Raw genomic sequence first — 21,056 nt, 5'->3', positions numbered from 1 at the left:
GCATTTTCTCCCAGTATAAGAAAGATTGTCAAAAAACGAAAAGGATTTGCTCAGACTTTCGATTTTTGCGAGTAGGTCGTATCAAAAAAAATCAATGTTTGCAATTCTGTCGTCAAATCAATGTATTGGATATTGACGTCTTTTGGCACGATGACGGGATCAGGGGCAAAATTTAAAATTGCTGTGATCCCAGCATCTACGATCGCATCGATCGCCATTTGTGAATAACGGCTAGGAACGGTCGAAATCGCTACGGTGATTCCTTTTTCTGCTACGACTTCCGCCAATTGGTCCATTCCATAAACATAACGTCCACTAATGGTCTGGCCAATTATTTCTGGATCATTGTCAAAAACCGCGATGACGGAAAGATTTTCATTTCTGCGAAAATTGTTGTTAGCTAACGCTTTTCCTAAATTTCCATAACCAATCAAGGCGATTTTTTTCTCCTCATTGGTTTCTAAAATATAGCTCAAAACCTCAATCAAATAAGGAACATCATAGCCATACCCACTTCTGCCTAATTCTCCTAAATGAGAAAAATCTCGGCGGATCGTGGCTGAAGGAACTTGCGTGATTTCTGCAAACTCTTTTGATTTGATTCGCTGAACACCAGAGGCATCCAGTAATTTTAAATGTCGTAAATAAGCTGGCAAACGTTTTGCCGTTGCTTTCGGAAGTTTTTTATCTCTTAATGCTTCCATCCTGTCCACCCTCCTTGTTAAATGATTCACATATTGAGTGTAGCATGTTCCATTTTCAATAGCAAGAAAATATTCACAAACTCTCTCATACGATGAAAAACGACCACAAATGTTCCCTAACAGTTGTGGTCGTAGTTTAAAAAAGAGAGTTTATTATAAGAATTCAGCGAATTCAGTTGCTGCTTTTTCTTGATTTGCCGTGATTACTTCCAGTTTCAACCCAGCCATCGCCCGTTCCATCATCCCTTCGATATCGAGACGCTCTTCATATTGGTGTACCTTATCCAGTCTTGGGCGCGTCTTTGGTTGAGGAGGTGCAAAGATTGTGCAGCAATCCTCAAACGGCTGAACCGACAATTCAAAGGTATCAATGGCTTCGGCAACTTCAATGATCTCCAATTTATCCATCGTTGCCACTGGGCGCACGATCGGCGTATTGGTTACTTCATTGATGGCGACCATACTATGCAAAGTTTGTGAAGCGACTTGTCCTAATGATTCGCCGTTTAAGATGATCAAACCGTGACGAGCCTCACGAATCGCATCTGTCAAACGCAGCATCATCCGACGGGTGATGGTCATCCAATAGCCTTGCGGCACACGGTTTTTGATTTCTTCTTGGATTTCCGTAAACGGAACTTCGATAAATTGGATGCTTCCCACATAAGGAGCAAGCTTCTTCGTTAAATCTTTGGCTTTTTGTAATGCTTGTTCACTCGTATAAGGAGGACTTGCAAAATGGACTGCTTCGATCTCAACACCGCGTTTCATGGCAAAGTAGCCTGCAACTGGCGAATCGATACCACCAGAAAGCATCAACATTCCCTTACCGCTGGTGCCAACGGGTAAGCCGGCTGCTCCTTGGATCGTTTCATAGGACAGATAGGCGCCATCGACCCGTATTTCCACCCGCAGATTGATGTCTGGTTTTTTCATTTGGACTTTGATATCAGGAAAACGGTCGATCACCGCATTACCTAAGGTCAAATTCAACTGGTTGCTATCTTGCACAAACGAGTGATCGCTGCGCTTAGCTGTGATTTTGAAGGTCTCAACACCGGTGTAGATCTCTGCCATAACGTCTTTAACGGCTTTCTTTAATAACTCAATGTCTTTTTCAACCCGAATACTAGGGGAAAAGTTTTGAATCCCAAAGACTTTTTGCAGCTTAGGAATGATCTCTTGGCTGTTTTCACCGTTCAATAGCAAGTGCATGCGATCTCGCTCGGCATGAACTTTGACATGGGGATAATCGGCTAAGGTACGTTTGACGTTTGAAGCTAATTGCATAATAAAACTACGACGATTTTTGCCCTTTGTTGACAGTTCGCCGTAACGAACCATGATTTCTGAATAATTCACGAGAAAACTCCTTTGATTTGGATTGATTTTATAGTGCTATGTCGTGCTTAATTGATTTTCGAAAATTTTTGGTACAACTGGTGGAAGACGATTAGAAACTGCTCGACTTCTGCCATTGTATTGCTCTCATCTAAACTGATACGAACAGCGGATGTCGCTAACTGTTCCGGAACGTGCATCGCATGAAGCGTACTGCTGGCCATCTTTTTACGAGAGGAACAAGCGCTCGTCGTCGAAAGATAGATCTGCTTTTCTTCAAAGGCATGGACTAAGACTTCTCCTCTGATCCCTTTTAATGAGAAACAAAGTATATGTGGCGCAAACCCTTCAGTGCCAGAAAAAAGCGTGACTTTCTCATAGCCAGCCAGTGCTTCTTGCAAATAGCCTTTTAATAATTGAACATGGTTCGGCTTTTCAGCCTTGTGTTCCGTCGCTAAACGCAGGGCTTTTGCCATGGCAACGATTGCTGGTACATTTTCGGTACCGCTGCGCTGGTTTTGCTCTTGCCCACCGCCAGTCATCAATGGCGCCAACTTACGGCCTTGTTTCCAATAGATAAAGCCGGCGCCACGAGGTCCGTGAAATTTATGTGCAGAGAACACGGCAAAATCGACTCGCTCATTGAACCATTGCTCTTGCGGGACCTTTGTGATGGCTTGGACGGCATCTACATGGAAATGGATCGTTGGGTAGTCCGCCAACACGGTTGCGATCTCATGGATCGGTTGAATCGATCCTACCTCATTATTGACCGCCATCACCGAAACCAAAATCGTTTCTTTGCGAATCATGTTTGCTAATTCTGACACGTTGACAAAGCCTTGAGCATCAACAGGGACCACACTGACCTCAAATCCTAATTCGGCTAATTGAGCCGCTGTTTCACTGACGGCAGGGTGTTCAATACTGGAAATAATCAGGTGATTCCCATAGGCTTTTTTCGCTAAAGCAGTCCCTTTGATGACCCAGTTGTCTCCTTCGGTCCCCCCACTGGTAAATGCGATCTCTTTGGAAGAAACGTTTAACAGATCGGCGATCTGCTGACGTGATTGCTGTAGCAGGCGATTGGCTTGATTTCCTAAATCATGCAAGCTTGAGGGATTGCCGATGATTCGCTGACTGACTTGGACATATGTATTTAAAGCTTGTGGATAAATAGCGGTTGTTGCACTGTTGTCAAAATAGATCAATGATAGGACCCTTTCTCTAAAAAAATTCTTTCCCATTATAACTGCTCTTGGGCTGAGTTTCAAGGTGACTCGCTGGCTTTGGCTTTATTTAAAGGAAACTTTCCCTTCCTTCGTAAGCGTTAATCATGCAGCGAGCCATTCTTTCCATGAAAAAAGCCAGTCAGTTTTTCACTGCTGGCTTTCGTATTATACTAAGTCGCGGTTATTGAAGTAGAAGTTTTCGATCCTTTTGAAGGCACCTGGTTCTACTCGTTCCAACGCTGTGCCGATTTCATCTAGCGCATCTTGATAGCGATATTCTTTACTGAACAAGTAAAGTGATTTGTCGATCGCTGCCTTGATATCTGGATGAGAATGACGATAACGGTTGGCATATTGCATCATTTGCTCAGTCAATGCCGCAGCATCCACCAAGTCTTTCGTTTGTTCATCTAAAAGATCAAGATCTTCTTCACAGACAGAAACCAATTTATTGATTTCTTGCATGTTGATGCGAATCTTGTTCAATTCTTTGCCTAGTTCTTCCACCCGATCTGTTGCCACGAAGAAGAATTCTAAGTACTCACCTGGCAAACCAGGTAAGCGTTGCTTCTCAACAAACCGCTTCAAGTTGCGTAGACGGAATTCGAAGCTTTCCACTTTTTCTTGTGCAACTTTTTCGCCACGACGTAATTCCGCAAGGGAATCATCGATTTCGACTTGCTGGCTTTCCACATCATCCAAAATCTTGTAGGCATCTTTGTAGAAGCTTTGCACTTCTGAATAAGGAATTTCGTGCTTTTCTAATTGTGGTAGGTACTCGTTATTGCGACGAGCCAATTCGTCGACTTCCGTTTGGAAACCACGGACGCGACCTAACTCATTATGATTCAATGTATAGCTTTGTGCCGTATGATCCAACTCGATCAACAACTGACGGTTGTTCTTCGTTGCGTGGTCAATATAGTCTTCAATGATTTGGCGATTTTTCATGACATATTTCTTGGCATTGATCTCACGTTCCATCACCGTATACAAGGCATCGATATCACTTGCAGTATCACGACTTGCCACTTCAACGGAAGCGACTTCTGTTTTCGCTAGATCGTTCATGGAGTTTTCAACTCGTTTTTTCACACGGTTGATTTCTTCTTGGAAGTTTGCTTCTGGGAACACATATTTTTGTTCTAATAATTTTTTGTAGCCATCTTGGATTTCTTTCAACTGATCTGGGAAGGTACGGTTTAATTCTTCGTAGGCCGCTGGGATCCGTTTCATTAAGTCTTCTACTTCATAGGTGTGTTTTTCTGCTTGGTCTAACACTTCCCGTGCTTCCACAGGATCGCCTGAAGTATTTAAGGTAACAAATTGGGTGAACTCAATTTCAATGTTTTTGATTTGTTTTTGCAGCTCATTGTAAGCAGGACCGAATTCTTCGCCTTGATCCCGTAGCTTCTTCTTCAAGTCTTCGTAAACGTCCAACGCTTTTTGGACTTCCAGTGAATTTCGTTCTTCACTTTCTCGTAATTCTTTCAAGCCGGCGCGAATCTCTTCTACTTGGCGTTCCATCTCATCCATGGTCGCTTCCGCTTGAACGATCGCCCCTTTTGCTTTGAAAAAGCGGATGCGTTCGTTTAGTTCTTCCACTTCAAAGATTTGACTCTCAAGTTCAGCAAAAGATTTTGTGGAGATATCTGTCCATTGTTGGTTCCACTCACGGAAGGTGTTTTGACTTTGACCAACCAAGTGCATTCTTTTTACTTCATCGACTTCTTCGATCACCGGTAAGTCAAACAGATTTTCTTTGCGTTTTTCCAAGTCATTTAGCTTTTCTTGGTTTTTCTTCCGCATGAAAAAGCCAATTGCATACAAGACCGCTGCGATGATGATGATGGCAATGACAATTCCAAAGATGATATTAGTTCCCATTTTGTGGTTCCTCCAATTTTCAAATATACATGTTTCGTCTAAAATCTGCTGATCAGCAGATTGATTGATAAGTTCATTGAGTATAAAAAGGACAGACAGTCCCTTTATAAAAAAGCATCTACGCTAGATTATAGCATAAAGAAAAAAATCAAGCATTAGATTGAGGCAAAAAAGATCGACTTTTTTCGCATCGAATAAAATCATTCACGGCTTTTCCATCGATAATGAAAACAAATCGTGAAATTTACATCAACAAGTGACTTTTTTTCTGATTTTTCCGATTTTTTTCAAGAAACCGCTTGATTTCTCCCTATTGAAACTGTACTCTAGTAAAAAGCTTGAACAGGAGTAATGTCAAATGAAAGTAGCGAAATTCGGAGGCAGTTCCCTTGCCTCAGCCGAACAAGTCGAAAAAGTTGTTGCGATAATTGAAAGTGATCCTAAAAGACGGTTTGTTGTTGTCTCAGCGCCTGGTAAGCGTTCCAGCGACGATCAGAAAGTCACCGATCTGTTACTAGCAGTCTGTACCCGTCTGTCTGCCCAAGAAGAAATTACTGATTTAATAGAAGAAATCTATGCGCGCTATACAGCGATCGCCGCCCCCTTTGGTATCGAACAAGTCCATTTAGACCGCATCTGGCAATCATTGGCGGCTTTTCAAACGTTGCCTACCCAAGACAATCCGCATCTTTATGACACGGTCTTGGCAAGCGGCGAAGACAACAATGCCAAATTGATCGCTGGGATTTTACAAAGCCGTGGGTTAGCTGCTCGCTACATGAATCCGCAAGAACTTGGGTTGTTAGTGACGGATGAACCCCAAAACGCCCGTATCTTGAACAAATCGTACGCTAAGATCGCACAATGGCGTGATAGTCCTGAAATCTTAGTGATTCCTGGCTTCTTTGGTTACACAGAAGCCGGCGAAATCTGTACCTTCTCTCGAGGGGGATCTGATATTTCTGGTGCCATCGTGGCGGCTGGTCTGCAAGTAGAATTGTACGAAAACTTTACCGATGTCGATGGGATTTTTTCTGCTCATCCAGGCTACGTTCATCATCCAGAGTCCATCAAAGAAGTGACTTACCGAGAAATGCGGGAGCTGTCTTATGCCGGCTTTACTGTGTTGCACGATGAGGCGTTGATGCCTTCATACCATGCGAAAATTCCCGTGGTGATCAAAAACACCAATAACCCAAGTCATCCCGGCACCTTGATCACCAACCAAAGAGACAATTTGGATCAGCCGGTGATCGGCGTTGCCAGTGACGAAGGCTTTTGTATGATCTATATCCGCAAATACTTGATGAACCGCGAAGTTGGGTTCACGTTACGGGTCTTAGAGATTTTCCGGGAATTTGATTTAAATTATGAACACATGCCTTCAGGAATCGATGATATCTCGATCATTATGCGCTCCAACCAGTTGAATCCAGTATTGGAAGAAGAACTGCTGCGCAAGATCGCCTACGAGATCGATCCCGATGAACTGCGAATGACCCACGATCTATCCATGGTCGTCGTCGTTGGTGAAGGGATGCGTCAAAGAGTCGGGATCACTGCCGACAGTACCGCTGCCCTTGCGCGAAAAAATATCAACTTAGAGATGATCAACCAGGGGTCCTCTGAGGTCAGCATCATGTTCGGCATCCACAAAGAACAAGAAAAAGCCGCTGTCAGAACCCTTTACTACACTTTCTTTGATTAAACCAAACGTGCCAGTTGCACCACTCCTTTTGCTGATAAGCAATCGGAACGGGCAACTGGCACGTTTCTTTATTATTCTGACGATTCTTGGGCTTGCGCTTGTTTTTGTGCCAATTGGCGTTTGATTTCTGCCTTGATTCGCGGTTCAGGAGCAAACCGTTCTTCCCAATCGCTAGGCTTCATGACTTTGTGGGTCTCAGGATCATAATGGGGCTGCCCATCTGGAAAAAGTTTCCCCATGTTGGCGTCATGAACGATAGCCAGGATCGGCGCTGGATCGACCCCTACCAGTGAAAAAGAGCCATAGGTAAAATACAGCAGATCACAGAGCGCATCGACTTGTTCTACTAGGGAATCACTGACAGGCTGTTGTTTGGCAGCCAGCTTGGCTTGGGCTTGATCAATCGCTTGATGCAAATGGGTCAACCCTGCTTGAAAGGTCTCTTCGTCATTGTTGCTGGCAGCATAAAGGAACTCAACTAATTCTTCAATTTTAAAACCAGCACGAAACTGGGCTTTTTCCGCTGAAAAAGCTTGTGGATATGGCGGTCGTGTTGGATCAAAGGTTTTATGAAACTCTTCCGTCATTTCAAATGGACTCATTTCTCTCGCTTCTTTCTGCTTTTTCTAATGGTTCTGTTTCATGGTTCTGCGCTGTCTCCTACGTTGCTTCATGGATTGGCTACACCTTGTTTATTTTTTTTAATTCAATCCCTTGCTTGGGCATCCTCGGCAATGATCCCAAAATGGATCAAGGCTTTCTTGATGCCGTCATGATCGTTGGTGTCCGTCACAAAGTCAGCACTGGCTTTGGTGATGGGCTGGGCATTGCCCATCGCAACCCCGATCCCCACACCTTCTAACATTTCCACATCATTAAAATGATCCCCAAAGGCCATCGCTTCTTCCATCGCGATCCCTTCATAGGCCAAAAATTCTTTGATCCCTTTGATTTTCGAACCGTTTTTCGGCACGATATCAACAGAATAGGCATTGGATCGCTTAAAATCACATTGCGGCAGCTTGGAGCGTAATTTTTCGCGCTCTGATTCAGGGCTCAGCATAATGCACTGATAGATTGGCTCTCGTAAAATGTCCAATGATTCATAACGTTTGGCGTTGCGATTGGGACTGAAGCGCTGCAAGACTTTCTTTAAAAAGCCGACGGGAAATTTTTTCGGTACATAGCGCAAATAGCGCTGCATGACGGGTGATTGGCTTAAACGGATCGTCAAGCTGCCAGCCACTTGCGTTTCTCCGCCAAACATGACTTGACGATAATTTTCATCGGCGTATTCTACGATCGCTTCCAGCGTTTGTTTTGGAAAAGGTTTGGCATAAATCAAGGTTTCCTTCGTGTAAACATATTGGCCGTTATAGGTGATAAACATGTCTAACGACAAGTAATCGATCACCTTCTCTAAATCAACCGGACCACGTCCGGTGGCAATGCCGCAGAGGACGCCATTGGCTTGGGCTTGTTTGATGGCTTCACGGGTACTGGCAAGCGCCTTGCCGTTACTGGCAATCAGTGTGCCATCAATATCAAAAAAGATTGCTTTTATCATATGACTCCTCAAAATAATTTCAACTGATTAGGATTTAATGCTTCGTAATCGATCTGCAGCGCATCAATCAATGCGCGAGCATTGTCAGCGGCGTCACGACCGGCATTATTATTGAAGACCACTGCGACTTCTTTGGCATTGGCTTCGATGGCTTGAATCGCTTGTTTTAACTCCGTTAGTTCGGCTTGGTCATAGCGATACAAGGTCCGCAGATTTTTGGCATCTGGCCCCGTCGCTGTCCAGCCGCTGTCGTTGCGTCCATGAAAACGGCACAGGACAAACGCAGGATTGGTCACGGTTGGATCAAGGGGAATCGTGGTCGATAGCTTTTTCGGCTGATCAACGACTACTAAGGAAAACTGTTTTCGCTTCATATAATCGATCATTCCCGGATACAGTTTCGGCTGATACCAGCTGCTGTCTCTCAGCTCAATCGCCACTGGGTAACCCGCAAACCATTCTCGCACTTGATCTAAATAGGCGACATTTTCTTTCGTACATTTAAAGCTGTTGGGAAATTGCGCCAATAGGCAAAACAGTTTGCCCGCTTCTACCATTGGCGCGATCGCTTCTTTATAAAGCTGCAGCGCTTCGGTCATGGTCAACTGATCTGGCAAATCCCCTTGGGTGGTCACACTTTGATGGACTTTCAACACAAAACGGAAATTTTCGGGAATCTGGGTCAACCAATTGCGCACGTCTTTTTCTTTTGGCAAAAAATGATAGGTGGTATCCAGCTCAACTAACGGAAAATAACGGGCATACTCAAATAATTTCGAGTTTTTTCTTTGCACGAGACTGCCATGTTCACTAAATGTGGTACAACCAATTCGAATCATTTTTTTCCATCGCTCCTTGTTTTCTTATTTTAATAGTATACAATAGTTTTGAGTTAAGAGTAAATAAATCATTGCAGGTGATGAAAAAATGAAACGAATTCTCGTGTTGCACACTGGCGGCACCATCGCCATGAAAGAAGATACCCTGACAGGCGGCGTCAGCCCCGATGTCAGCAATCCGCTGATGGATGCACCGATCCACATTGATGACGATGTTGAATTGATCGTCGAAGACATTTTTAATATTCCTAGTCCTCATATGACGCCAAAAGAAATGCTGCAGCTGAAAGAACGTATCCAGCTGGCGCATTTAAGCGGTGTCGATGGGGTCGTGATCACTCACGGAACCGATACGCTGGAAGAAACGGCCTTCTTTTTAGATACCACGATCGGCGGTCAGTTACCGATCGTGGTGACTGGTGCCATGCGCTCAAGTAATGAAATCGGCAGTGACGGGCTTTATAACTTTGAAAGTGCGATTCGGGTCGCCAAGTCCCCCGATGCCATAGGAAAAGGTGTCTTAGTCGTCATGAACGATGAGATCCATTCCGCACGTTATGTTACGAAAACCCACACCACCAATATTGCGACGTTCCGCACCCCGACATTAGGTCCGATCGGCTTAGTCACAAAGCACCGAATCTTGTTTATGCAAGAGCTGTTAAATAACCGCCATTTGGATGTTGATCGTGTCGATGGTTTGTTTCCGATCGTCAAAGCCTATGCTGGGATGACCGGGGAATTGTTCGATGCTTTAGCCGACTCGCTGATCGATGGACTAGTGATCGAAGCTTTAGGCGCTGGCAATCTGCCGCCTCAAACCATTGAGCCTTTGAAAAAACTGATCGCTAGAAACATTCCGGTCGTCTTAGTTTCTCGCTGCTTCAACGGAGTTGCCGAGCCGGTCTATGACTACTTAGGCGGCGGGATCGAATTGCAAGCTCTTGGGGTGATTTTCTGCAATAGCATCAATAGCCAAAAAGCCCGCATCAAATTGTTGATAGCGAAAAACCGTGGGTTGACCATGGATGAGCTACCTGATTTCATGGAGAATTGACCAAACAAAAACCCTTTTGCCATTCCGTTAACGGAGGCAAAAGGGTTGTTTTATTTTTCTCGCCAAGTAAAGATGGCTTCGCAGTAAGTATCCTCACCGATCTTGATCTCGTGGATCGTTTGCAGCGGCACAGCCTCGCCGGCTTCATCGACTGTCTTTTCATTGATTTGAAAATGGCTTTCGATCAAATGGCCGTAAGCAACTTCCCGATCAAAGCGGATCGTCACTTGTGTCACTTCATGTTTTGTTAAAAACTCATAGCCTAAGACGTCCATCAGCCAATTGAAATACATGGCGTTGTTGACATGCTGATTGCTATCGATATCGTAGAAACGCACCCGATACGGCAAAAATTGTCCTTGCGTGATAGGGGTGATCTTCGGATAGCGTTTGATTCGCTTAATTTTTTCACTGCCAAAAGGTACCACGATCTCATCCGGAACACTGCTGACTTTGCGCGTCTCCGGGTCCATCAACGCAAAAACCGCTTCGATTTTGACCAATTCCGTTCCGTCTTCTGCCAATAACCAAAAGTAACGGTAGCAGAAAAACTTATTGTATTCTCTCGCCTGGGTCGCCACTTGGATCTGCTCCCCTACGCGCGGCAAACGAGTTACCGTTATGTGATAGCTGGTAATGATCCAGGTCAAGCCATAACTAGCGATGACTTCCGGTCCGCGGTTTAACGTCGCACTTTGTTCTTCTGATGTCTTGATGGCGATGCCTAGCATGGCTGGAAACGTCATCGTTTGGTTGACATCACATTCATAATACGCCACTTCATGCGTGGTTTGATACTTTGCTGCCATAGTTCTAATTGCCTCCTAAAAACGACTCAATATTTCATCGACAGTTGGTCCATAACTTTCGCCAAATTGATTCAAATGGACCAATAAATAATACAATTGATACACTGGCAGTCGCTCTTTCCAATTCTCATCTAATGGATAGACTTCTTGATAGCCTTCCAAAAATTCCTGACGAAAACCGCCGAAAAGCTGGGACATCGCAATATCCATCTCTCGATCCCCATAGGCGACTGCCGCATCAAGAAACACTGGTTCTCCTTGTTGATCGAACAGCACATTCCCCCGCCAAAAATCACCGTGTAATAAAGCAGGTGTGACGCTGCGATCACGCCAATTCTCATGCAAAAATTCTTTCAAACGCAGATAAGCGGCTTCCCGTTTGGCATGCCAGTGATTACCCAGCTTAGCTAATTCGACTTGCACATCCAAACGGCAGACTGTGAAAAAATCAAGCCAATCGGTGGTTTTCGGATTGACTTGCGGCAAAAAGCCGATGTAATTGTCTTCGTAAAAACCAAAAGTCTCCTGCGTCTGCTGATGAAGCCGAGCCAAGCTTTGGCCTAAGCGCCGCTGCTGTCCTTCCCCACTATCGATCCATTCCATCAATAAAAACGCCCCCTCTTCGGTCTGACCGAGACGTTCGATTTTTGGCACCCGCACGAAAGGGGCTAATTCAGCTAAGCCGTTGATTTCTGCTTGAAAGAACATCGATGAAACATGAGGATGGGTCTTTAAAAAATAGCGATTTTCTGCTGTCGTGAAACGATACGTTTGATTGACATCCCCACCACTGATGGGCGTTAGCGAGCCGGTCATCCCGATTGCTGCGAACAATGCTTCCTCCATACGGATCTCCCTTTCTTTACTCAGTCAGTTGGGCAGTCAAGTACGCTTGTTCCTCTTTCGTCACCCCTAGTCCTTGCAGAAGATACTGATCGACCGAACCGAAATGCTGATCGATTGCAGCCAAACTTTCCTCAAGAAAACTCTCTTTGGCACTCATCAAAACCGTGATCGCCGTTAACAGCTCTTGCGGCAAATGCTGGGTCATTGGGGCAAATTTTTCTTTTAGCATTGGGGCTAGATAGCGATTGGTCGCTAAATAATCTTCTTTGATCGTCGCTGGTGCCACCGCCAACACATGCAGCAATAAAAAGGCGCCAAAGCCTGTGCGATCTTTGCCCGCGGTACAGTGGAACAAGGTTGCTCCTTTACCTTCTGCATTGTCGATCACATGATCAAAGAACTGCCGATATTGTTGGCGGGCATAGTCGCTTTCAACAAAGTGACGGTAGACTTTTTTCATCTGCTCTTCGGCATCTTCCCCATCTTCCAAGCGCTGCTTCAAGCTTTCTGGCGACAAGGAAACCATCGTTTCGTCTTCTTTGAAAATAGGTAAAAAAAGCTGCTTTGCTGTGGCGATCGGTCGATCAGGCTGTGCATTGGCTTCAGCGATGGAGCGAAAATCAATGACCTGATTGACCCCATAGTTTGCCAGTACTGCTTGATCTGAAGCAGTCAATTCATTGATCGCCGCACTGCGGATCAATTTTTTTCGTTTGATCGTCGTGCCGTTTTTCGTTTGATAGCCGCCAAGTTCTCTGACGTTTGCCGCTCGTTCTAGTTGAATCAATTGTGTCATTGCTTATCCCTCCCGCGATGTTCTAGTTAAAAGTATAGCAGAAACTTCGCTATTAAGGGCACTGAAACCTAGATTTTTCTACAAGCTGAGCTTTAACGGAAAAAAAAAGAAAGACCACACGTAGTCTTTCTTTGCTTTCGGTTATTATAAAACCTTTTCTACTCGGCTTCGATCACGGCCGCAGAATCATCTAAGATCGAACGATCCAGTTCGTTGATACGGCTGCTGGTCACCATTCCAGCAACCATACTGTCGCTGACATTAACAAGTGTCCGTGCCATATCGATCAATGGTTCAACGGAAATAACTAAGCCTACGATGGCGATCGGCAAATTCATTGAGCCTAAGACGATCAATGAAGCAAAAGTTGCGCCACCGCCGACACCGGCAACGCCGAATGAGCTGATTGTAACAACGGCAACTAACAGCAGGATAAACTGCCAATCAAAGACATTGATTCCAACCGTTGGTGCAACGATCGTTGCCAACATCGCTGGATAAACACCCGCACAGCCGTTTTGACCAATCGATAACCCAAAGCTGCCTGCAAAGTTAGCCGTGGCTTCATCAACACCTAACGCTTTGGTTTGGGTTTCGATGTTCAATGGCAAGGCACCGGCACTTGAACGAGAAGTAAAGGCGAAGCTCAAGACTGGAAAAGCCTTTTTGAAATACGTTACTGGATTGACCCGTACAGCGATCAGCAATAATGAATGAACGAGTAAGACCAAAATCAAAGCGGCATAAGAAGCGATGATAAATTTCCCTAAGTTCAAGATGGCTTCAAAATCACTTGAAGCTAATACGTTAGTCATCAATGCCAAAACCCCATAAGGTGTCAGGCGCAAAACTAACGTGACGATACGCATCACGATTTTATATAAGCTGTCCATCAAATTCGCAAAAGTTTCCGCTTCTTTCGGTGATTTGCGTTTGACACCAAGAAAGGCAATCCCAACAAAGGCTGAGAAAATCACGACACCGATCGTACTTGTCGAACGAGTACCAGCAAAGTCGGCGAAGACATTACTTGGGATGAAAGAAACGATTTGTTGTGGGATCGATAGATCTTGGACTTGTGTCGAACGTTCCGCTAATTCTGCGATCCGCGCTGTTTCCGTTGCTCCTTCGGTAAAGCTGGCACCGTCAAGACCAAAGACCATGACCATCACGATCCCGATCAAGGCAGCGATCGCCGTTGTCCCTAGCAAAGTCGCAAGAACCGTAAAACTGATCTTCTTGATTTTTTCGCTTTCTTTCATCTTGGTGAAAGCACCAACGATCGAAACGAAGATCAAGGGCATGATCAGCATTTGCAAGAGGGCCACATAGCCGCTACCGACCATCGTGATCCAGTCAAGAGCTTGCGTGACAACATCAGAGCCTGTCCCAAAAATCAGCTGTAGCACACCACCAAAAACGATCCCGACGAACAACGCCGCAAAGACCCGCGTTGAAAACTTCACGTGACGCTTTTGCAATAAGTAGAACCCATAAATAAGGGCAGCAAAAAGTAGAACAACAATAATAGTTAACAGATTTGTCATTTGAATCCTCCTTTTGTTCAATAAACATGACAAAGTCTGTCAGAGGAAGTAAAGGTTCCCAGTGACCATTCTTCAACAGTTCACTCTAATGAGACGTGTGGCATCATTAGTGACTATTCCATTTTAAAGAAGTTTGCTTCATCTTACAATAAATAAGTTCCCACTTTTCTGGGATGGTACCGCTTTTTTGTCAGTAAATTAAAAAAAACCGTTGCCACACTCCCATGCTGCTAGGATTTCTGCTTTCCTAACGGTTGGATTGCGGCAACTGGTTCGTTATTTTTTTATTTCGTCTTTTTGAAAATTTTCAGTAAATATTCAGTCGGCCATTAGAAATTGCTGACTTACGCCAAAGCGCCCATTGGATCCCAAGGTGCTAAGACCGTTGGTTCTGCTTCAAAGGCAGCCAATTGTTCTGCTGTCAGGAATTCTTTGCGAACCACGATTTGATAGGTGTATTCATCCATCCATGCATCGCTCATGACGAAGAAGCCATTCGTTCCGACTTTTTCACCCCAGCTGTTTTCGACTTTCCATTTGGTTGATTCGCCGTCGATCAAGTCAACGCCAGTCAAGACCATCGCATGGGTCATTAAGCTTTCGCCAAAATCTAAGCGTTCTGCTTTGGTCATCGTAAAGTCGATATCAAATAAGTCGTTGATATCATAGGCATCTAATGCCATGATCCCAGTATCTCTGGTAGAAGATTGACCGACATCACAACCGAACCACACGGACTCCCCTTGTTCCAATTGAGCGATCGCTAATTTTTTGAAGGTCGGCATATCGACGTTCAAGTATTTGACTTCTTTGCCGCCAACCACGTTGCCTAGCATTTCTACGGTATACGATTGATTGTAAGGTTTGTCGGCAGTTGGTGCGTTGATGATGCTGACATAATCGTCAAGGTCCACCCCGACATATTTTTCATAAAAGCTTTGTGGTGTTAAGTTGCGATCAATGTGATAGTTTTTGTCTTCATCACGGTATTCAAAATCAAAGGTTTCTGGCGGTGTGCCTAAAGAAGTCGCTAAGAAACGATAAATGTCTTCCAACATCGCTTCTTTGGCTGTTTGGATGTCTTCAGCTGTTTTGCCTTCAGCCACTAGCTGACGCAAAGCAACCGCATCTTTACGCAGTTTTTTGTTCAAGTAATTGTTTAGGTCACGAGAATTGGAAGAGTTGCTGCTTTCTGGCATGACCGTTTTTGGTACGACACCATATTTTTGGAAAATCGAAACGATCATGTCCCATTGCCCACCATCTTGTTGTGGTGTTTGCAATAAGAAAGCAACTTTGCGACTTGTTAAAGGTTCGTTAGCAGTTGCTAAAATATTTTCATAGAAATAGTTGGCTTTTTCGTATTTGTCCCAAAAGAAGGTATGGTTTTGCGACAATTCAAATTCTTTTAAATTGAAATCATTCAGCATCTTATGACGGAATGTATTCAATGCGGCAAACATCCAGCAGCGGCCTGATTGTTTTTGGTTTGAGACTTTCCCTGTTGTCACATCGACTGAGAAAACCGGCACATTGTTGACTTTTGCTGACACGTTTTCTGCAGAAGCGGTGATCCCATTTTTCACAACACTCCGTTGCAGTGCCGTTTGTTTATTATTTTCTTGATACGCTTGCGCAAAGGCAGCGGTGGTCTTTTTTGAAATTTCTGACATATTTCTTCATCCTTTCACTTTCCGTTCCTTCCATTTTACGCCTCTGCCTCTCAAATAACAACCGCTCCTAGAAAAATGAAAAAATCATCTTTCTAAGAGCGGTTGCTCGTATCAAGGATTTAAAGGGTTAGCATCAAAAGCAAAAAGCCAAGTAAAACAAAGGATAGTCCTCGTTCAAATCGTGCATACAGGAAGCGGATCGGGCGGCTAGCTAGCAAGATCGTCAGTAAAACACTGGCTAACACCAACGTCACAAAGCCTAATACCGACAGATTCAAGTCGGTGATGGCTAATGCCCGCAAGCCCTTGATGAAGATCCCCTGTAAAAGATAGACCAGCAGTGTGTTTTTGCCCCACTTCGTAAAAAATAGGTGCTCTCTGGGCACGAGGCTCAGAAAACCGATGATCCCCATCAGCCCGATCACGAAAAAGACCGCACGCAAGGGACCGCCGAACAACGGATAGCTCAAGTAATCGTCATAAGGCTTGGAACCAAAAACCATGTACTTGTTCATCCCATGAAAAAACGCGATAAAGGTGTAGATGATCGGTAGGAAAAGCAAACTGATGGTTCGAATCTTTGGTTTCAATAAAAAGCGCATCTCATTTTTGGGAAAATAAAACCCGATAATGAAAAACGGCAAAAAGACAAAGGTCCGCTGCAAGGTCAACACTTGATTTAAAAACGGCACGTAGCCAGCAAAGATGCTCAAGCCAATACTCAGCAGGATCGCCTGCTTTTTGGACATTTTTTGAAAGATCAACAGCGAGAGCTGCCAAAAGAACATGCTAAGCAAAAACCAAAGTGCCCATTGCGGATTCAACAGTTGGATTTTTAGCGACTCCCGTAGACCGATCAACCAGTAATAGACGGTGTAAAACACCTGAAAGAAGACATAAGGCAGCAAGAACTTTTTCATCAACTCACGAAGCTTGTGTCCCTTCGTCAACGGTTTGGCAAAGTACCCAGCCAGAAAAACAAAAGCTGGCATGTGGAAAGTGAAGATAAAATAATATAGGTCATGATAAAACTTCTGATCGCCGATAAAAGGCTGCAGCAAGTGACTGAAGACGACCAAGATCATCAGTAAAAATTTTGCATTATCAAAGTAAGCCGTTCTTTGCGATTGGCTCATAAAAAGTTCCTCCTCTAAGTTGTATCTGTCAAAGGATACCTGATCCATGAAACAGAACTGTAACAAGCTATTTACTTTTTTCTAACGATTCTTGTTCATTTGATTACCAGTTGCTATTTTGTATAGTTTGTATTAATATATATAATACAAAGGAGCTGTTTTCGATGATATTTGATATTCAAACCCAAAGCAACCAACCCATCTACCAGCAGTTGCGGGAACAGATCATTGTCGGTATCGCAAAAGGCGATTTGGCCGCTGGCGAATTGCTGCCATCCGTCCGTCAATTAGCCGAAGAGATCGGCATCAATACCATGACGATCTCAAAAGCCTACAATTCCCTCAAAGAAGAAGGCTTGTTAGTCACAGATCGCCGCAAAGGAACCGCCGTTGCCGCGCCACCACCGTTTACTTCCGGACAAGAAGCGGAGTATCGCCAAAACTTACAGCTACAGCTAGCAACCGCTCTCTTACACGGCAAAAGCAAGCAAGCGCTTTTAACGGATGTTCAACAACTTCTGGACCAATTTCCTGAAAGGAATGAATGCAAATGACTTATCTTTTTTTCATTATTGCCCTCGTCCTCTGTGGGACGACCGCATTTGGTTTACGCTTGATCAGTAAACCCCACAAAAATGTTTTACTCGAAAATACCCTTGCCCCTGAGCATCTGGATGATCCTAGCGTCCACAGCTTGATCACAGAATTTCGCAAGCGTATCTTACAAGTCGTTGGTACATTTAGTGTAGCAAGTCTCCTTTTTTTGTTCAATTTATCTGACTCCATCATCCTTACCCTGTTCTGGCTTTATATGGCCGCTTTGCTGGGGACAGCTTACTTGGTGCAAGTACATTACATCGGAAAAATGCGGCAATTGATCCTTACCAATGGATGGGAACTACCCATCGATCCGATTCGGATCGATACGAAACTCGTTCAAACCAAAAATAAGCGGATGCTGCCGTGGTATAGCCTCGTTCCTGCGGGGATTTTGTTGATGATCAGTTTGTACCAAGCATGGCAGTTGCCTGATCTTTCTACAGGATACTTGATGGGCGGTGTCTCCTTAGCAATTTTTGCGCTGTTCCTCTATCTCTGGGTGATCATCAGCCGCTTACCCGTTCGCGGGATCAGCGGTGATTCAGCTATCGACCAGCACATCAATGATTTAACAAAGCGCTATTGGTCCTTATTGATCGCTGTCACTTGTACCATTACACTGCTCTTATTGACTGTCCCGCTGGCGTCCATGTCCGCCACTGGAGCATTCAGTACTATCCTCTTAGTGCTCTTTGTTGTTTTGGTGGTTTTCTTGATCGTCTTTACCTTCTTCTTGTTGCTAGATCTGCGTAAAAAACAAGATCAGCTCTTAGAACCGGCAGCACAACCGCGCTATTATGGCGAAGATGCTTACTGGCGATATGGTTTTTACATCAATCCTAATGATGCGCGACTGTTCGTTCCTGACCGTGTTGGGATGAATATCGGCATCAATTTAGGCAAACGCAGCGGACAAATCGTCGCAGGCATCACCGCGGTCTTCTTACTTGTGTTAATGGTCGGTACAATCATTCCAATGTACCGCTTAGATTTCGCTCCTGATGCGATCACCGGTGAAGTGCAAGGACAAGAAGTCACCTTTGATGCACCAATGACCGGGAAAACAACGGTCTCTTTGGCAGATATAGAAACGGTGGAATTGATCGAAGCTTTGCCATCGCCTCGTGTTCGTACCATGGGTGTAGGAACCGCCAGTTACCAAATCGGTCAGTTTACCGTTGCCGGTGAGCCTGCCAGAATGTTCGTCGACACAAAGGTGACGCCCATTTTAAAAGTCACTACTAACGATGGCCCAATCGTTTTTTACACAAATAAAAAAGCCGCCGAAACGACGGATTTATACGAGGAACTAGTACAGAAGATTTCCTCAGCGGAGTGAGTGTTCTGGAAAAAAACTGGGGAACCCATTATCCCCAGGCTATCCACAACCAACAAAAGAACGGACTCTTTCCAACAAAAAAACGACCTTCAGAAACGAAGGTCGTTTTTGATACTCCGGCAGTAGGACTCGAACCTACGACATCATGATTAACAGTCATGCGCTACTACCAACTGAGCTATGCCGGAAGAATCTATCTGTACTATACCAAATAGTCAGATAATTTAGCAAGAGCAAAAATCAATTTTTTGATCCTTTTTTTCAAGAAAATCCCCTTTTAGAAACTTCCCTTCCCGCAAAGCGTTTTTCTCAAGAAATATCCGAAAATCTCATTGACAAAGTAGCGCCTTTACGGTATTCTATATCTTGTGTTAAATAACACGCCGCTTTAGCTCAGTTGGTAGAGCGCATCCATGGTAAGGATGAGGTCGACGGTTCAAGCCCGTCAAGTGGCTTTGGTAGGACAACGTTTGTCGAACGTTGTCTTTTTTTGTACATCTAATTCCCAATATATAGCGATAATTTCTAAAGTTAACAATTCGTATTGCCTCTAATTACTTGCGATATACAAAAGAAATAAGATCGTAAAACCCAATAGTACGAAAGATACAACGGCTTTCACCATTCTCGCTGCATCTTTAAATTTGAACAAGAGCGTATAAAGATTAATAAAGTAAATGATCGACAGGACTGCTTCTTGCGAATATTCCTTCACTTGGATCAAGCCTAACCATATACTCAGCAAAAGAATCGAAAAAACAACCTAATAGTTTTCTGCAACACGCTTCATTTCATTCTCCTTTCCAATGATAGCCACTTGCAACCAGCTGAATCATGGAAACTCAGTAAATTATCAGCCCCTCTCTCCAATACTTTTCCTACATCCTTTGCTTATTAAAAGTGTAACAAACTTTCTCTTCTAATGGTCAAACTTGTTCAATTTACATAGTTATTCTTTGTTAAAAAGATTAAAATGGGTTTTCAATCGTTACTCACAGCTCAATTTTAGGCACTTCTTTTTTACAACAAAAAACCCGCTCTCCTAAAGCTAAGAGAGCAGATTTTTCAACTAAACTGAATTTTTTTGAAAGGATATGCCTTATGCTGACTTAAAAAATAACATATTTTTCCGTTTAATTTAAATTTTTACTTCACGACCAGCACCGTACATTTCGAATGATTAACGACATAATCGGTGGTTGAGCCCACGACAGCTCGGGTCAATGTGCCTTTACCAGTTGCACCGATAACGATCAAATCAATTGGATACAATTCAGTCGCTGCATGAATGATAAAACGTTTTGGATCACCGACTTCAACGATCACCTCAACATCTTCCACCCCATGTTGATTGGCATCATAGATTTTTTTCAACATATCCGTTTCCACACGTAATTTTTCTTGATCAAAAATTTTCGCAAAAGCATAGGCACTTGTGGATAACTCAGCATTGTTGATAACAGAGAGGACATACAATTTGGCTTTGTTCCTACGGCAAATCGCGAGTGCTTCTTGGAACGCTTTTTCTGACTGATCCGACCCATCTAAGGCTACAAGTACATTTTGAGAATTACGTAACATCCAAATCGCCTCCTTTTCTTTATTTTACCACAAAAAATGGAAGCGTTACAAAAAAGGACGAGGTCTACTCTTAAGAGACCTAAAACTTCCTTTAAGATTTGTGAAGGTCCTTACTTGGTTCCGCAATTATGCAGTAAAATAAGAAGAACAATGATTCGAGGTGAAAGAAATGCGCTCTTTTTTCCATGCTGCAGTCACTGTGCTCTTGTACTTAGGGCTTTTCTTGCTGATAATCGGTATTATCGCCTTTTTCTTGCTAAAACTTTAAGCTTGGTTTGTTGAAAAGCAAGTTGCTGTCACATCCCTAAGAGGAGTGATACACTTGGTTTATCAACAATTATCGAAACGAACAGCTTGCTGCTCACTCGTTTCAAAAAGGAGATCATGCAAAATG

General features: G+C 43.9%; 19 protein-coding genes and 2 tRNA genes (1 of these 21 cut by a window edge). 6 read left to right on the top strand and 15 right to left on the bottom strand.

Annotated elements, in window-relative coordinates:
• Window positions 1-50: 50 nt before the first annotated feature.
• From IGJ26_RS03255 to ezrA, 4 genes are all read right to left on the bottom strand, one after another.
• Complete coding sequence (locus IGJ26_RS03255) at window positions 51-704, bottom strand: redox-sensing transcriptional repressor Rex (RefSeq protein ID WP_016620881.1); 654 nt, start codon at window positions 702-704, stop codon at window positions 51-53.
• 153 nt (window positions 705-857) lie between these two features.
• Window positions 858-2,066 (bottom strand): tRNA uracil 4-sulfurtransferase ThiI, encoded by a 1,209-nt coding sequence (gene thiI / locus IGJ26_RS03250; RefSeq protein WP_430599854.1) that lies wholly within the window; start codon window positions 2,064-2,066, stop codon window positions 858-860.
• Window positions 2,067-2,113: 47 nt separating this feature from the next.
• Window positions 2,114-3,256, bottom strand: coding sequence for a cysteine desulfurase family protein (locus IGJ26_RS03245; RefSeq protein WP_034872411.1), 1,143 nt, complete (start codon window positions 3,254-3,256; stop codon window positions 2,114-2,116).
• Window positions 3,257-3,442: 186 nt separating this feature from the next.
• On the bottom strand, window positions 3,443-5,164 hold the full coding sequence (ezrA, locus tag IGJ26_RS03240; RefSeq protein ID WP_016611694.1) for a septation ring formation regulator EzrA: 1,722 nt from the start codon (window positions 5,162-5,164) through the stop codon (window positions 3,443-3,445).
• 358 nt (window positions 5,165-5,522) lie between these two features.
• Between ezrA and IGJ26_RS03235 the strand changes: the two genes are divergently transcribed.
• Window positions 5,523-6,872, top strand: a complete 1,350-nt coding sequence (locus tag IGJ26_RS03235; RefSeq protein ID WP_016611695.1) for an aspartate kinase — start codon at window positions 5,523-5,525, stop codon at window positions 6,870-6,872.
• Between the two features lie 71 nt (window positions 6,873-6,943).
• Here IGJ26_RS03235 and IGJ26_RS03230 read toward each other — a convergent pair whose 3' ends face one another.
• The 3 genes from IGJ26_RS03230 to IGJ26_RS03220 all read right to left on the bottom strand — a co-directional run bounded on the left by IGJ26_RS03230 (window position 6,944) and on the right by IGJ26_RS03220 (window position 9,278).
• Window positions 6,944-7,474 carry a haloacid dehalogenase gene (locus IGJ26_RS03230; RefSeq protein WP_005237530.1) on the bottom strand — a complete coding sequence of 177 codons (531 nt, stop codon included), beginning with the start codon at window positions 7,472-7,474 and terminating at the stop codon, window positions 6,944-6,946.
• Between the two features lie 104 nt (window positions 7,475-7,578).
• Window positions 7,579-8,439 carry a Cof-type HAD-IIB family hydrolase gene (locus IGJ26_RS03225; protein ID WP_016611697.1) on the bottom strand — a complete coding sequence of 287 codons (861 nt, stop codon included), beginning with the start codon at window positions 8,437-8,439 and terminating at the stop codon, window positions 7,579-7,581.
• An 8-nt stretch (window positions 8,440-8,447) separates the two neighbouring features.
• Entirely contained in the window at window positions 8,448-9,278 is an 831-nt protein-coding gene (locus IGJ26_RS03220) for a DUF72 domain-containing protein (RefSeq protein WP_008377017.1), read from the bottom strand.
• 88 nt (window positions 9,279-9,366) lie between these two features.
• On the opposite strand from IGJ26_RS03220, the gene IGJ26_RS03215 reads away from it, so the two are divergent.
• Window positions 9,367-10,335 (top strand): asparaginase, encoded by a 969-nt coding sequence (locus IGJ26_RS03215; RefSeq protein WP_005237533.1) that lies wholly within the window; start codon window positions 9,367-9,369, stop codon window positions 10,333-10,335.
• Between the two features lie 50 nt (window positions 10,336-10,385).
• On the opposite strand, the gene IGJ26_RS03210 is transcribed toward IGJ26_RS03215, so the two are convergent.
• The 6 genes from IGJ26_RS03210 to IGJ26_RS03185 all read right to left on the bottom strand — a co-directional run bounded on the left by IGJ26_RS03210 (window position 10,386) and on the right by IGJ26_RS03185 (window position 17,142).
• Window positions 10,386-11,144, bottom strand: coding sequence for an acyl-ACP thioesterase domain-containing protein (locus IGJ26_RS03210; protein ID WP_413135396.1), 759 nt, complete (start codon window positions 11,142-11,144; stop codon window positions 10,386-10,388).
• A gap of 15 nt (window positions 11,145-11,159) precedes the next feature.
• The gene (locus IGJ26_RS03205; RefSeq protein WP_194188748.1) at window positions 11,160-11,990 is read right to left on the bottom strand and encodes a fructosamine kinase family protein; all 831 of its coding nucleotides are present in this window, start codon (window positions 11,988-11,990) and stop codon (window positions 11,160-11,162) included.
• 16 nt (window positions 11,991-12,006) lie between these two features.
• Window positions 12,007-12,786 (bottom strand): tyrosine-protein phosphatase, encoded by a 780-nt coding sequence (locus IGJ26_RS03200; RefSeq protein ID WP_420658145.1) that lies wholly within the window; start codon window positions 12,784-12,786, stop codon window positions 12,007-12,009.
• A gap of 158 nt (window positions 12,787-12,944) precedes the next feature.
• Window positions 12,945-14,333 carry an L-cystine transporter gene (locus tag IGJ26_RS03195; RefSeq protein ID WP_010747447.1) on the bottom strand — a complete coding sequence of 463 codons (1,389 nt, stop codon included), beginning with the start codon at window positions 14,331-14,333 and terminating at the stop codon, window positions 12,945-12,947.
• A gap of 344 nt (window positions 14,334-14,677) precedes the next feature.
• A complete protein-coding gene (locus IGJ26_RS03190; RefSeq protein ID WP_008377008.1) occupies window positions 14,678-16,006 on the bottom strand; it encodes an aminopeptidase C in 1,329 nt (442 codons plus the stop codon).
• A gap of 119 nt (window positions 16,007-16,125) precedes the next feature.
• Complete coding sequence (locus IGJ26_RS03185; RefSeq protein WP_008377006.1) at window positions 16,126-17,142, bottom strand: acyltransferase family protein; 1,017 nt, start codon at window positions 17,140-17,142, stop codon at window positions 16,126-16,128.
• 164 nt (window positions 17,143-17,306) lie between these two features.
• On the opposite strand from IGJ26_RS03185, the gene IGJ26_RS03180 reads away from it, so the two are divergent.
• Window positions 17,307-17,696 (top strand): GntR family transcriptional regulator, encoded by a 390-nt coding sequence (locus tag IGJ26_RS03180; protein WP_005237540.1) that lies wholly within the window; start codon window positions 17,307-17,309, stop codon window positions 17,694-17,696.
• Window positions 17,693-19,081 carry a hypothetical protein gene (locus tag IGJ26_RS03175; protein WP_008377002.1) on the top strand — a complete coding sequence of 463 codons (1,389 nt, stop codon included), beginning with the start codon at window positions 17,693-17,695 and terminating at the stop codon, window positions 19,079-19,081. Before IGJ26_RS03180 ends, IGJ26_RS03175 begins: the two co-directional genes overlap by 4 nt.
• A 114-nt stretch (window positions 19,082-19,195) precedes the next feature.
• Here the strand turns inward: IGJ26_RS03175 and IGJ26_RS03170 are convergent.
• Window positions 19,196-19,269 (bottom strand) — tRNA-Asn (locus IGJ26_RS03170).
• 194 nt (window positions 19,270-19,463) lie between these two features.
• Here IGJ26_RS03170 and IGJ26_RS03165 point away from each other — a divergent pair.
• Window positions 19,464-19,536, top strand: a tRNA-Thr gene (locus tag IGJ26_RS03165).
• Window positions 19,537-20,227: 691 nt separating this feature from the next.
• On the opposite strand, the gene IGJ26_RS03160 is transcribed toward IGJ26_RS03165, so the two are convergent.
• Window positions 20,228-20,662 (bottom strand): universal stress protein, encoded by a 435-nt coding sequence (locus tag IGJ26_RS03160; RefSeq protein ID WP_005237544.1) that lies wholly within the window; start codon window positions 20,660-20,662, stop codon window positions 20,228-20,230.
• A 391-nt stretch (window positions 20,663-21,053) separates the two neighbouring features.
• On the opposite strand from IGJ26_RS03160, the gene IGJ26_RS03155 reads away from it, so the two are divergent.
• Window positions 21,054-21,056, top strand: the beginning of a protein-coding gene (locus IGJ26_RS03155; protein ID WP_008376995.1) for an iron-sulfur cluster biosynthesis family protein. Its footprint extends 354 nt past the window's final position; only the first 3 of its 357 coding nucleotides appear in the window; the start codon lies at window positions 21,054-21,056; the stop codon falls past the right edge of the window.

This window comes from Enterococcus sp. AZ095a (assembly GCF_050546735.1).
Classification (GTDB): Bacteria; Bacillota; Bacilli; order Lactobacillales; family Enterococcaceae; genus Enterococcus_D; species Enterococcus_D entomosocium.
The sequence above is the reverse complement of the archived record's forward strand: the minus strand, read 5'-3'. Positions and strand labels throughout refer to the sequence as shown.